Genomic DNA, 13478 nt, shown 5'->3' on the forward strand with positions numbered 1-13478 from the left:
CCGCACTCTCCGCCGTGCGACACGACCAGGAGCCACTCGAGGAGCATCCCATGAGCACGCACCGACGCACCGGACGGCGTTCCCCGGCCGGATACCGCACATCACTTCCCTGGCGGATCGTCACCGCCGCCGCCGCATACGTCGACCGCCGCGTGGGCTGGGACAGACTGCCGGTCGTCGCGGGCCTGCTGACGCTGCTCGGTCTGCGCGTCAGGCTCCGGCAGAGGAACCTGTACGACACCGGCCGGCTGCCCGCCGTCGACCCGCCCGAGCCCGCACCCCCGTCCGCGAGCCACCAGGTCAACAGGACCGCCGACGGCAGTCACAACGACCTCAGCGATCCGCGCATGGGCATGGCGGGCACCCGCTTCGGCCGGAACATCCCGCTGGAGGCCATCGCACCCGCCACACCCGAGGACGTACTGTCCCGGCCCAGTCCGCGGGAGGTCAGCCGCGCGCTGCTCACCCGCGACAGGTTCATCGCCGCCGAGTCCGTCAACTCCCTGGTCGCCGCCTGGCTCCAGTTCATGATCCGGGACTGGTTCAGCCACGGTACGAGCCCCACGGACCGGCCCTGGGAAGTGCCCCTGATGGACGACGACCCGTGGCCGGAACGCCCCCTGCGCATCATGCGGACCCCGGACGACCCGACCCGTGACCCGCACGCGCCCGCCGGCACTCCGGACACCCGCGTCAACGTGTCCTCCCACTGGTGGGACGCGTCCCAGATCTACGGGAGGAACGCGGCGGAGCAGCACCAACTGCGCACCGGTGAACGGGGCAAGCTGCACCTGTGGGACGGCGAGCAGGCGCCCGTCCCCGCCGACCTCTCCCAGGACCCCACCCGCGTACCCGGCTTCTGGCTGGGCCTCGCCATGATGCAGGACCTGTTCACCCGCGAGCACAACGCGATCTGCGACCACCTGCACGCCGCCTACCCGTCCTGGGGCGACGAGGAGCTGTTCCAGCGGGCCCGGCTGGTCAACGCCGCGCTTCTCGCGAAGATCCACACCGTGGAGTGGACACCGGCCGTGATCAGCCACCCCACCACCGTCAAGGCCCTGCGCGCCAACTGGTGGGGCATCGCGGGCGAACGCCTCCACCACCTGTTCGGCCGCATCAGCGACAGCGAGGTCATCAGCGGCATCCCCGGCGCCAAGACGGACCACTACGGCGTCCCGTACGCGCTCACCGAGGAGTTCGTGGCGGTCTACCGGATGCACCCGCTCGTCCGGGACGACTGGCACCTGCGCTCCGTCACCGACGACACGACCCTGCGTCACTGCACCCTGCGGGACATCTCCGGCCCGGAAGCGCTGAAGTTCCTGGAGACCACAAAGATGGCCGACCTGCTCTACAGCTTCGGCACCCTCCCGCCCGGACTGGTCACCCTGCACAACTTCCCGCGGTTCCTGCAGGAGTTCGAGCGGCCGGACGGTCATCTGCAGGACCTCGCCGCCACCGACATCCTGCGTTCGCGCGAGCTGGGGGTGCCCCGCTACAACGAATTCCGGCGGCTGCTCGGGCTCAAGCCCGCGGCGAGCTTCACGGAGCTCGCGCACGATCCGGCGTGGGCCGAGCAGATCGAGCGGCTCTACGACGGCGACATCGAGAAGGTCGACCTGATGGTCGGGCTGTACGCGGAGAAGCTGCCGGCCGGATTCGCCTTCAGCGACACGGCGTTCCGCATCTTCATCCTGATGGCCTCGCGCCGGCTGAACAGCGACCGCTTCTTCACCGAGTACTACACCCCCGAGGTCTACTCCCCGGCGGGCATGGCCTGGATCGACGACAACAGCATGGTCACCGTCCTGCTGCGCCATCATCCCCAGCTGCGCACGCCCCTCTCCGGGCTGGCCAACGCCTTCGTGCCGTGGCACACCGCCGCACGGAAGGAGACCTGAGATGAAAGCCACCCAGTGGGCCGGGCAGGAGCGCGTACGCCAGGTCACCGCGGCGGCCGAGCGGTACCGGGCGACGAGCGAGGAGCGCCGGGCCATCGAGCGGCGGCGGGATGCGGGCGTCCTCTTCCCGGACTCCCGGCAGGCGCTCACCGCGCGGGCCACGCGACTGCTGGAGCGGCACGCGGTGTCCGCCGCGCTGGCCGTGGAGGCCGTGCGCGCGGAACCGCTGGCCGCGCCCGACGCCTATGAGCGCATCCTCGGGGTGTCCAAGGAACTGCAGGCGTGGAGCTTCCTGCCGCGCGGTGCCCGGGCGGCGCGCACCGTCGCCCGGATATCGGTGCGGGAGAACGGCCGGGAACTCCCGCTCGGCACCGGCTTCCTGGTGTCGCCACGCCTGCTGATGACCAACCATCACGTGCTCACCGACGCCAGGGCGGCCCGGCAGTGCTTCGTCGAGTTCGACGCCCAGGTCACGATCGACAACACGCCGCAGCCGCCGGCGCGCCTGGAACTGGATCCCGACGGGTTCTTCGTGGCCGACGAAGGCCTGGACTACGCCCTGGTCCTGGTCGCACCCGGACCGGACGGGCGGCCGCCCGGGGAGACCTTCGGCTGGAACCGGCTCAGCGCCCAGCCGGGCAAGCTGGTCATCGGGGAGCCGGTCAACGTGATCGGCCATCCGATGGGACGGCTGAAGGAGATCGCCGTCCGCGACAACGTGCTCCAGGTGCGGCTGGACGACTTCCTCCACTACAGGACGGACACCGAACCCGGAAACTCGGGGTCCCCGGTCTACAACGACCAGTGGGAGGTCGTCGCGCTGCACCACAGCGGGGTGCCGAGGACCGACGAGCAGGGACGCATCCTGCGCACGGACGGGCAGGTGTGGCAGCCCGGTGACGGCGACGACGCGGTCGACTGGGTGTCCAACGAGGGCGTACGCATCAGCTCCATCCTGCGCCACCTGGCCCAGCTGCCGCCCGGTACCCGGTCGGGCCCCCTGTCGGAGATGGGCCCGGAGTCGGGTCTGGCCCTCACGGAGGCGGCCGCCCCTGCCGCGGCGCCCGCAGCCGCCGTACCCGCACCGGTCGCCGCAGCCGCCGTACCCGCACCGGTGGCCGAGGCCGCCGCACCGCCGCCGGTCGCCGCGGCGGCCGGGGCGCGCGCCGGGCTGCGCGCCCGGGACGGCGCGTTCGGCGGCAGGCGGCATCTCGTCTTCCTGCACGGGCGCTCGCAGGAGGGGAAGGACCCGGAGAACCTGCGGCGCGAATGGGTCGCCGGTCTCAACCAGGGGCTCGTCCGCGCCGGGCTCCCGCCCGTCGACCCGGCCGACGTCTGGTTCCCGTACTACGGCGACCGGCTGGTGCAGGCGCTCTCCGCGCGGGAGGCCGTGCCACGGGTGACCGAGTCCACGAGTCTCTCCCCGGCGGAGGTGGTCGCTCCCGCCGCGCCGACGGCGCGGGCGGTGTACGAGGAGCTCGTCGGCGAGGCCGCCGACCGGTGGAACATCCCGCCGGAGCGACAGCCGGGCGCCGAGCGGGTCGGCCGCGACGACGTCGTGGGACGCCTCCGGCGGCAACTGGGCTGGCTGGCCGCGCGGAGCGATCTGGACGCCTGGTCCATCGCGCTGGTCTTCCATGACGTGGCCGCGTACCTCGACGACCGGCGGATCCGGGACAGTGTCCTGGACTGTGTGCTGGAGACGATGCCCGAGGAGGGGGAGCTGGTCTTCGTCACCCACAGCCTCGGCACGGTCGTCGGCCTGGACCTGACCACCCGCCTGTCGCCCGCCGTGCGCCCGGTCCACCTCACCACGGCGGGCAGCCCGCTCGGCCTGGACAGCGTGTACAAGAGGCTGCTCGTCGGGGGTCCGAAGCGGCCGGACGTGGTGGCGGACTGGCTCAACGCGTGGTCCCCGGCCGACGCGGTGGCCATCGGATGCCCGCTGGCCGACGACTGGGCGGACGGACTGACCGACGTGGCGGTCGTCAACGCCCGCGACCGGGCCCACAGCATCGCGGAGTACCTCTCCCACCCGGAGGTCGCCGGGGAGATCGGCCGCCGTCTCGCGCTCAGGTGACGGCGAGCGGACGCGGCGGGCCCGGCCGGTGTGCCTGCCCCTGATCAGCAGCTGGACTTGCCCGCGTAGATGGCCAGGGCCGTGTTCGGGCCGAGGGTGGCCGTGAACTGCCCGGAGCCGTTCACCGTCACCGTCGTGTTGTTCTGCACGTCGCAGTACGTGCCCGCCGGCAGGGACGTCTGATAGGTGCGGGTCATGCTGCCCGACTCGTGGTTGATCGCCACATAGCCCTTGCTGCCCCGGCCGAAGGCGATCCAGTCGTTGCCGTTGTCCCACCAGTTGGTGACCGGCTGGCCGCGGGTGGCGTTGCGGAAGGCGACCATGGACCTGATCTCCGGCCAGGCGTGCTGGCACTTCCAGCCGTCCTGCCAGCAGGCGCCCACCGTGCCGCCGTTGGGCGGTCCGGCGTCCGGGTCGGACCACTCGTAGCCGGAGTTGATGTCCGGGGCGCCGTAGGGCCAGGCCAGCATGAAGACGTTGGCGAGGGTGTAGTCCGCCCCGTCCTTGTAGTTCAGGGTGGCGCCGTTGCGCTCGGTGTCGTGGTTGTCGACGAAGACGCCGGCGACGGAGCTCTTCAGGTAGCCCCATCCTTCGCCGTAGTTCTTCAGGTAGGCGAGGTTCTCGTTGGTGAACACCCGCTTGAGGTCGTAGGCGTAGCGGAACTCCTGGACGTCGCCGTTGCCCGTGTACTCCGTGGGCTGGACGGCCTCGCCGGCTCCGTAGATGACCTCCTGCTTCCAGTACGCGGACGGGTTGGTCAGCCGGCTCTTGATGTCGGCCAGGTCGGCGGTGTCGATGTGCTTGGCCGCGTCGATGCGGAAGCCGTCCACGCCGAGGGACAGCAGGTCGTTCAGGTACCCGGCGATGGTCTTGCGGACGTACTCCTCGCCGGTGTCGAGGTCGGCGAGGCCGACCAGTTCGCAGTGCTGGACGTTCCAGCGGTCGGAGTAGTCGCTCACCCGGGCCGTGCAGTCGTCGAAGTCGTACGAGGAGTACAGGCCGGGGTAGTCGTACTTGGTGTACGACGAGCCGCCGGTGCCGGTGCCGCCGCCCGCCGACATGTGGTTGATCACCGTGTCGACGACGACCTTCACGCCGGCCGCGTGGCAGGTGTCCACCATGTTCCGGAAGGCCGCGCGGTCGCCGAGGCGGCCCGCGATCTTGTACGACACCGGCTGGTACGACGTCCACCACTGCGCGCCCTGGATGTGCTCGGCGGGCGGGGAGACCTGGACGTAGCCGTAGCCGGCGGGGCCGAGGGTGCGGGCGCACTCCTGCGCGACCGAGGCGTACTTCCACTCGAAGAGGACGGCGGTGACGTCCTTGGTGCCGGGCGGGGAGGCGTGCCCGGTGGTTGGGAACATGACAACGGAAGCGGTCGCCAGGGCGACGGCCCCCAGAAGGGTTCTGCGCGCCATGTGTGGGGTTCCTTCGTCATTGAAGGGAGTGGGGAGAACCGCTGAATGCTCTTGCTGAATGTTTCAGCAAAGTTGCGGCGACGAAGATGGTAGGGAACGGCCCGCCGCCTGAGAAGGCAGCGGGCCGGGGAAAGTTGAGGGAAAAAGCTCAGGCGGCCGTCCACCACACCGTCGTGTCGGCCGGCACCCTGGCCTTGCCGTCCGTCTCCGTCACCTCGCCGCTGGCCAGCAGCACGCGGCCGTGGGACGGCACGGTCACCGGCGAGCCGGTGGTGTTGGCGACGCACACGAAGTCGCCGCGGCGGAAGGCGAGGACGCCCTCGGGGGCCGGCAGCCACTCGACGCTGTCGCCGGCGCCGAGGTCGGGGTGCTCGCGGCGGGCGGCGAGGGCGGCGCGGTACAGCTCCAGGGTGGAACCGGGCACGCCCTGCTGGGCCTCGACGCTCAGCTCGCCCCACCACGTCGGCTGGGGCAGCCAGCTTCCGCCGTCGCCGAAGCCGTAGGAGGGCCCGGTGCGCGTCCACGGGAGGGGCACCCGGCAGCCGTCGCGGAAGCCGTCCTGGCCGGCGCCGCGGAAGTACGCCGGGTCCTGGCGGACCTCGTCGGGCAGGTCGACCACGTCGGGCAGGCCCAGTTCCTCGCCCTGGTAGACGTAGGCCGAACCGGGCAGGGCCAGCATCAGCAGCGTGGCGGCCCGGGCGCGGCGCAGGCCGAGCTCGCGGTCGCCGGCGGCGCGGATCTGGGTGCCCAGGCCGGGCGGGTTGGCGAAGCGGGTGGCGTGGCGGGTGACGTCGTGGTTGGACAGCACCCAGGTGGCGGGGGCGCCGACCGGCCGCATCGCCTCCAGGGTGCGGTCGATGACGTCCCGCAGCTCACCGGCGTCCCAGTAGGTGCTCAGGTACTGGAAGTTGAAGGCCTGGTGCAGCTCGTCCGGGCGGACGTAGTGGGCGGTGCGCTCGACGGTCGGCGTCCAGGCCTCGGCGACGAAGATGCGGTCGCCCGCGTATTCGTCGAGGATGCGGCGCCACTGGCGGTAGATGTCGTGCACGCCGTCCTGGTCGAAGAACGGCATGACATCGTTGCCCAGCAGCCGCACCTGGTCCCTGGTGCCCAGGTCGGGCAGGCCGTCGGCCTTGACCAGGCCGTGGGCGACGTCGATGCGGAAGCCGTCGACGCCCATGTCGAGCCAGAAGCGCAGGATGGAGCGGAACTCGTCGTGGACGGCGGGGTGGTCCCAGTTGAAGTCGGGCTGCTCGGGCGCGAAGAGGTGCAGGTACCACTCGCCGGGCGTGCCGTCGGGCTCGGTGACCCGGGTCCAGGCCGGGCCGCCGAAGATGGACTCCCAGTCGTTGGGCGGCAGTTCACCGTTCTTCCCCTTGCCCGGGCGGAAGTGGTAGCGCTCCCGCAGCGGGGAGCCGGGGCCCTCGGCGAGCGCACGCCGGAACCACTCGTGCTGGTCGGAGGAGTGGTTGGGCACCAGGTCGACGATGACGCGCAGGCCGAGCGCGTGCGCGTCGCGGATGAGGGCGTCGGCGTCCAGGAGGGTGCCGAACATGGGGTCGACGGCCCGGTAGTCGGCGACGTCGTAGCCGGCGTCGGCCTGCGGCGAGGCGTAGAAGGGGCTGAGCCACACGGCGTCCACGCCCAGGTCGCGCAGGTAGGGCAGGCGGGAGCGTACGCCCTCCAGATCGCCCATGCCGTCGCCGTTGCTGTCGGCGAAGCTGCGCGGATAGACCTGGTAGATCACCGCGTCGCGCCACCAGTCGCGGTGCCGGGCGACGGCGGTGGCGGAGGCGGGCGTGTCGGCCGGGGCTGCAGTGTGCTGCTGGCTCATGGCGTCCTTGATGGGTAGCGGTGTTCGGATCGTGGGCGCGTGGGCGCGGTGGCGGAGGCGGACGGGGGCGGGCGGGGGCGTGCGGGGCGGCCGCGGTGCCGGCGGGGTCCTGGATTCTCTCCCCGCTCCTCGAGCGGGGAGGACACCGCGGCCGCCCACCCGCGCGGACAGGCGCGCGGGAGTCCTGCCGGGGTGCGGGCGTCAGCCCTTGGTGCCGCCCGCGGTGAGGCCGGTGACCAGGTTCTTCTGCACGAGGTAGAAGAACGCGGAGGCCGGTACGGCGATCAGCACCGCGGTGGCGGCCATGAGGTTGCGCTGCGCGTCGTGCTCGCTGATGAAGCTCTGCAGCCCCACGGCGAAGGTGTACTTGTCCTCGCTCAGCATGAAGGTCGAAGCGAAGGCGACCTCGCCGAAGGCGGTGAGGAAGTTGTAGAACGCGGCGACCGCCAGGCCCGGCTTGGCCAGCGGCAGCACGAGCCGCAGGAAGGTGCCGAAGGGGCTGAGCCCGTCGACGCGCCCGGCCTCGTCGATCTCGAAGGGGATGGTGTCGAAGTAGCCCTTGAGCAGCCACGCGCTGTAGGGCACGACGGTGGTGCAGTACACCAGGATCAGGCCGAGGTAGGTGTCGATGAGCCGCAACTCCGACAGGATCTGGTACATCGGCACCATGAGGATGGCCACCGGGAACATCTGGGTGACCAGCAGCGCCCACATGAACTTCTTGTAGCCCGGGAAGCGCATCCGGGAGACGGCGTAGCCGCTGCTGGCGGCGATCACGACGCCGATGAGGGTGGTGCCGAGGGTGACGACGAGCGTGGTCCTCAGCCAGTCCCAGAACCCGGTGTGCTGCAGGACGAACGCGTAGTTGTCCAGCGTCATCTTGTGCCAGATCTCACCCGGGTGGAGGTAGTCGTCCTTGTCCGGGCCCAGGGAGAGGAAGACCAGCCAGGCCACCGGGAAGAACGCGACGAAGCTCGCCACGATCAGCACGGCGTGCGAGGCGGCGGCCGCGCCGGCGCCGGGCCGGCCGCGGCGGCGGGTCCGGCGCGCGGGAGCCGCGGCGGGCCGCTCGGTCACCGCGGCGGAGGGGTCGACTGCGGTCGTGCTCATTTCGGACTCCTGCCTCAGATCGCGAGCTGCTGGTCGTTGCGGTTGAGCCAGCGGCGGTAGAAGGAGGTGAAGACGATCAGGATGGCCAGCAGCAGGATGCCGTACGTCGCGGACTGTGCGAAGTCACGCGGCTGCTGTCCGAAGCCGAGGTAGTAGGCCCAGGTGACGAGGATGGAGGCGTCCGGGGCGGTGTTGCCGAACAGCAGGAAGATGATGGCGAACTGGTTGAACGTCCAGATGACCCCCAGGAGGACGACGGTCGAGCTGACCGATCTGAGCCCCGGAAGGGTGACGTGGCGGAACCGCTGCCAGGCGTTCGCGCCGTCCATCTCGGCCGCCTCGTACAGCGAGCCGTCGATGGCCTGCAGGCCGCCGAGCAGCGAGAGCATCATGAACGGCACGCCGCACCAGGTGTTGACGAGGATGGCGGCGACGCGCTGCCAGAAGGTGTCCTCCAGCCACAGCGGCGTGGGCAGGTGCAGCGCGTCCAGGGCGGTGTTGAGGATGCCGCCGTCGGCGAGCATGAAGCGCCAGCCGAAGACGGTGACGAAGGTGGGCACGGCCCACGGCAGCACCAGGATCACCCGGTACAGGGTGCGGCCGCGCAGCTTCTGGTTGAGCAGCAGCGCCAGTCCCAGGCCGATGGTGTAGTGCAGGGTGACGCACACCGCGGTCCACACCACCGTCCACAGGAAGTGCGACCAGAACCGGTCGTAGGCGGTCGGGCCGAACAGCACGTCCTGGTAGTTGTCCAGGCCGATGAACTGGTAGGTCGCGTCGATGTGGTGGACGCCGATCGTGCGCGCCGAGTTGAGGCTGTTGGCGTCGGTGAGGGTGAGGTAGAAGCCGTACGCGAGCGGGTACAGCACGAGGACGCCGAGGACGATCACGACGGGCGCGATCATCGCGTACGCGTACCAGTGCCGGTGCAGGGCGTGCTGCAGACGCCGGCCCGGCCCGGGCCGCGGCGCACGGTCACCGCGGCTCTTGCCGATCCCGCGGTCGATGGCGACTGTCATGGTGCGACACCTTCTGGAAGTTCTCTACGGCGGTGAGGGCTGACCGGGCACGGGCCGGCGGCCGCCGGGCCCCTCCCCCGTGGAAAGGGACCCGGCGGCCGCACGGGCTCACTTGCTGAAGCCGGGGACCAGCTTGGCGATGGCGGTCTCGGCCTTGCCCAGACCCTGGTCCAGGGACTCCTTGCCGCCCGCGATCTTGGGCAGTTCGGTGTCGAGCGGGCCCCACAGGGAGCTGTACTCGGGCAGCGCCGGGCGCGGCTGGGCGGCGGACAGGACCGCCTGGTAGCCGGCGATGCCGGGGTCGGCCTTGACCTGCGCGGTGTAGGCGTCGGAGCGGGTGGGCAGCGTGGAGTTCTTCAGGGCGATGGTCTCCTGGGACTTCGCCGAGGTCATGAACTTCACGAACTTCAGGGCCGCCTGCTGGTGGGCCTTGTCCGAGCCGGCGTAGACGGACAGGTTGTGGCCGCCGGTCGGGGCGCCCGCCTTGCCGGTGGAGCCGGCCGGGACGGTGGCGATGCCGAGGTTGGCCTTGTCCTTGAAGGCGGCGCCCTTGTAGAAGTTGGTGATCTCCCAGGGACCCTGGATGATCATGGCGACCTTGCCGCTGGTGAACGCGTCCTGGATGTGGGCGTAGGCGTCGGCGGTGGTGTCGGCCTTGTGCAGGCCCTTGCCGGAGAACAGGCTCAGCCAGGTGCCGTAGGCCTTCTTCGCGGGCGCCGAGTTCACGGTGATCTTCTTGGCGCCCGCGTCGACGGTGTCGGTGCCCTCGCCGTAGAGGAAGGTCTGCGCGTAGTAGGCCTGGGTGGAGCCCCAGTAGCCGTCGGCGCCGGTCTTGTCCTTGACCTTGGCGGCGTCGGACTTCAGCTCGTCCCAGGTCTTCGGCGGGGCGCTGATGCCGGCCTTCTTCAGCAGCTCCTTGTTGTAGACCAGCGCGAGGGTGTCGGTGACCAGGGGCACGCCGTAGGTCTTGCCCTCGTACTGGGCCTGCTTGATCAGGCTGGGCTGGAACTTGCCCTGCTCGGCGAGGGCCTCGGTGCCGTCCAGCGGCAGGAAGTAGCCCTTCTTGGCGAAGGCGGGCGTCCAGCCGACCTCGGAGCGCAGCACGTCGGGGGCGCCCTGGGAACCGGCGGCGGTGTCGAACTTGTTCTGCGCCTGGTCGAAGGGGACGTTGACGTACTTGACCTTGATGCCGGGGTTGGCCTTCTCGAAGTCCTTGACCAGGGCCCGGTACGTCGGCGCCTCGTTGGTGCCGTTGGAGGTGTCCCACCAGGTGAGGGTGACCGGACCGTCCGCCTTGCCGTCGCTGTCGCTGCCGCCGCCGCAGGCCGTCGCCGCGAGAGCGAGGGACGCCACCAGCGCGGTGGCCGCTATGCCACGCCGCATGTAGTTCTCCTTGAGGGTGAAAGCCCGTGGGGGGCGGAAGCGGCCCCGTCTGCCGTCCCGCCTGCTTGCCGACTGCGCCGTTGCCGCGGCCGGGCGACCGAGAACGTAACAGCGATGCAAGGTTTGCGAAAGACCTTGCAGCGAAAAAATGGCGGAGGATACGGGAGTTATCCGGCTGTGACCGTCTCACCTCGTGGAGCGGGGCGGAGACTGCTTGTGCAAGACTCTGCAAGCTCTTGCCATACGCCACCGGTACCGGAATCATCCGAGACGGACCGTCGCCGACCACACCCCGAGGGAGCTCGATGAGGCAGCAGCCCGCAGCCGGCCGTGCGACGGCCCGCACCCGGCGTCCGGCCGGTGCGCAGGGCGACATACGCCCGGTACAGTCCAATGGTGTGACCACACGGCTTGCCGACATCGCCGCGCAGGCAGGGGTGAGCGAAGCGACGGTCAGCCGGGTCCTGAACGGGAAGCCGGGCGTCGCCGCCACCACCCGCCAGGCCGTCCTGGCCGCCCTCGACGTCCTCGGCTACGAACGGCCGGTGCGGCTGCGGCAGCGCAGCGAGGGGCTCGTCGGTCTGATCACCCCCGAGCTGGAGAACCCGATCTTCCCGGCGCTCGCGCAGGTCATCGGGCAGGCGCTGACGCGGCAGGGCTACACCCCGGTGCTGGCGACCCAGACGCCGGGCGGCTCCACCGAGGACGAACTGACGGAGATGCTGGTGGACCGCGGGGTCGCCGGCATCATCTACGTCTCCGGACTGCACGCCGACACCACCGCCGACATGACCCGCTACGAGCGGCTGCGCGCCCAGGGGGTGCCGTTCGTGCTGGTCGACGGGTTCTCGCCGAAGGTGCAGGCGGCGTTCATCTCCCCCGACGACCGGGCGGCGATGGCGCTCGCGGTGACCCACCTCGTCTCGCTCGGCCACACGCGGATCGGGCTGGCCCTCGGCCCGAAGCGGTTCGTGCCGGTGCAGCGCAAGATCGAGGGCTTCGTGCGCACGATGCAGGACCTGCTGGGCCTGCGGACCGAGCAGATCGAGTCCGAGCTGATCCAGCACTCCCTCTACACCCTGGAGGGCGGGCAGGCGGCGGCCGGCGCATTGATCGAACGGGACTGCACGGCCGTGGTGTGCGCCAGCGACATGATGGCGCTGGGGGCGATCCGGGCAGCGCGGCAGCGGGGGCTCGAGGTGCCGCGGGACGTGTCGGTGGTCGGTTTCGACGACTCGGTGCTGATCGCGTTCACCGACCCGCCGCTGACCACGATCCGCAAGCCGGTCCCGGCGATGGGGCAGGCGGCGGTGAACACGCTGCTGGAGGAGATCGGCGGGACGCCCGCGCCGCACAGCGAGTTCGTGTTCATGCCGGAGCTGGTGGTGCGCGGCTCGACCGCGTCCGCGCCCGGGGAGCGCGGCCGCTCCTGACCTCCGGGGCCCTGCCCCCTGACCTCCGGGGCCCTGCCCCCCCTGACCTCCGGGTCCCTGTCCCTTGCCCCCGGGCCCCGGAACCCCGGACCCCCGGACCCCCGGACCCCTGACCCCGGTTCCTCCCCCGGTCGGAGACGCCCCCCGGGGCGCCCTGCGCGAGGAGGAGGGCGGGGCCCGCGGACGCCGTAGGATGCCCGGCCCTGACCCGACCGGGGGATGATCGGCGGGGGCGGGCGCTTCTGGCAGACTCTGTACCTATGGGTGACAGGACCGGAGCCTATGGGTGACAGCACGGTGACGTCTCTGGGAGGCCGCCGCGAGGCCGCCGTGCCCCCCGCCCGGGCAGCGGGGCAGGGGCCGCTGCGCCTGCCCCGTGCTCCGCGCCGCCCCCGGCTGTGGTTCGAGGTCCTGCTGATCGCGGTCAGCTACTGGACGTACTCGCTCATCCGCAACGCCGTCCCCGAGCAGCGGGGCGAGGCGCTGCGCAACGCCGGCCTCGTCTGGCACGTCGAGCAGCAGCTGGGCATCGCCGTCGAACGCTCGGTCAACCACGTGGCGGACTCGGTGACCTGGCTGATCGTCGGCATGAACTACTACTACGCCACGCTGCACTTCGTGGTGACCCTCGGTGTGCTGGTGTGGCTGTACCGCGGTCATCCCGGCCGCTACGCGGCGGCCCGCCTGGTGCTGTTCGCGACGACCGGCGTCGCCCTCGTCGGCTACTACCTCTTCCCCCTCGCCCCGCCCCGCCTGACGCACGGCGGCTTCGTCGACACCGTCGCCGTGCACCACACCTGGGGGTCGATGGCCTCCGGCGACCTGAAGCACATGTCCAACCAGTACGCCGCCATGCCGTCCATGCACATCGGCTGGTCCCTGTGGTGCGGGCTGGTCCTCTTCGCGCTGGCCCGGGTGCCGTGGGCGCGGGTGCTGGGCCTGCTGTACCCGGTGGCGACACTGGTGGTCATCGTCGCCACCGCCAACCACTTCTGGCTCGACGCGGTGGGCGGCGTGGCCTGCCTGGCCTTCGGCTACGGGGTGGCCCGGGTGTGGTACGGGGCGCTGCCGCACGCGCTGCCGCGGCACGTGCCGCGGCAGCGGCCGCCCGAGACACCGGAACCGGCCGGTCCGGCCGACCGGGCGGCCTAGCGTTCCGGCGGCAGCCGGTCGTCCGGCGGTGCGCGGGGCCGCGGGCGTATCGCCCGGCGTGCGCGGCGTATCGCCCGGCGTGCGCGGCGTATCGCCCGGCGTGCGCGGCGGGTCGTCCGGCGGTGCGCGGCGGGCACCTGGCGGT

9 protein-coding genes are annotated in these 13478 nt (G+C 71.3%); 4 read left to right on the forward strand and 5 right to left on the reverse strand.

Annotation, left to right across the window (positions count from 1 at the left end):
- The first annotated feature begins 50 nt into the window (after window positions 1-50).
- Window positions 51-1904 carry a peroxidase family protein gene (locus IE225_RS02345; protein WP_190055560.1) on the forward strand — a complete coding sequence of 618 codons (1854 nt, stop codon included), beginning with the start codon at window positions 51-53 and terminating at the stop codon, window positions 1902-1904.
- 1 nt (window position 1905) lies between these two features.
- Window positions 1906-3984 carry a trypsin-like serine peptidase gene (locus tag IE225_RS02350; protein WP_190055561.1) on the forward strand — a complete coding sequence of 693 codons (2079 nt, stop codon included), beginning with the start codon at window positions 1906-1908 and terminating at the stop codon, window positions 3982-3984.
- Between the two features lie 44 nt (window positions 3985-4028).
- Here IE225_RS02350 and IE225_RS02355 read toward each other — a convergent pair whose 3' ends face one another.
- From IE225_RS02355 to IE225_RS02375, 5 genes are all read right to left on the reverse strand, one after another.
- Entirely contained in the window at window positions 4029-5402 is a 1374-nt protein-coding gene (locus tag IE225_RS02355; RefSeq protein WP_190055562.1) for an alpha-amylase, read from the reverse strand.
- Between the two features lie 148 nt (window positions 5403-5550).
- Window positions 5551-7236, reverse strand: coding sequence for a glycoside hydrolase family 13 protein (locus tag IE225_RS02360; protein ID WP_190055563.1), 1686 nt, complete (start codon window positions 7234-7236; stop codon window positions 5551-5553).
- A gap of 201 nt (window positions 7237-7437) precedes the next feature.
- A complete protein-coding gene (locus IE225_RS02365) occupies window positions 7438-8346 on the reverse strand; it encodes a sugar ABC transporter permease (RefSeq protein ID WP_190055564.1) in 909 nt (302 codons plus the stop codon).
- 14 nt (window positions 8347-8360) lie between these two features.
- A complete protein-coding gene (locus tag IE225_RS02370; RefSeq protein ID WP_190055565.1) occupies window positions 8361-9365 on the reverse strand; it encodes a carbohydrate ABC transporter permease in 1005 nt (334 codons plus the stop codon).
- A 108-nt stretch (window positions 9366-9473) separates the two neighbouring features.
- Entirely contained in the window at window positions 9474-10748 is a 1275-nt protein-coding gene (locus IE225_RS02375) for an extracellular solute-binding protein (protein ID WP_190055566.1), read from the reverse strand.
- A gap of 398 nt (window positions 10749-11146) precedes the next feature.
- Between IE225_RS02375 and IE225_RS02380 the strand changes: the two genes are divergently transcribed.
- Both IE225_RS02380 and IE225_RS02385 read left to right on the forward strand, forming a co-directional pair.
- Entirely contained in the window at window positions 11147-12181 is a 1035-nt protein-coding gene (locus IE225_RS02380; RefSeq protein WP_268249983.1) for a LacI family DNA-binding transcriptional regulator, read from the forward strand.
- Window positions 12182-12463: 282 nt separating this feature from the next.
- A complete protein-coding gene (locus tag IE225_RS02385) occupies window positions 12464-13333 on the forward strand; it encodes a phosphatase PAP2 family protein (protein WP_190055568.1) in 870 nt (289 codons plus the stop codon).
- Window positions 13334-13478 lie beyond the last annotated feature (145 nt).

Origin of the sequence: Streptomyces echinoruber (genome assembly GCF_014651135.1) — a bacterium.
In the GTDB taxonomy this organism is placed as follows: domain Bacteria; phylum Actinomycetota; class Actinomycetes; order Streptomycetales; family Streptomycetaceae; genus Streptomyces; species Streptomyces echinoruber.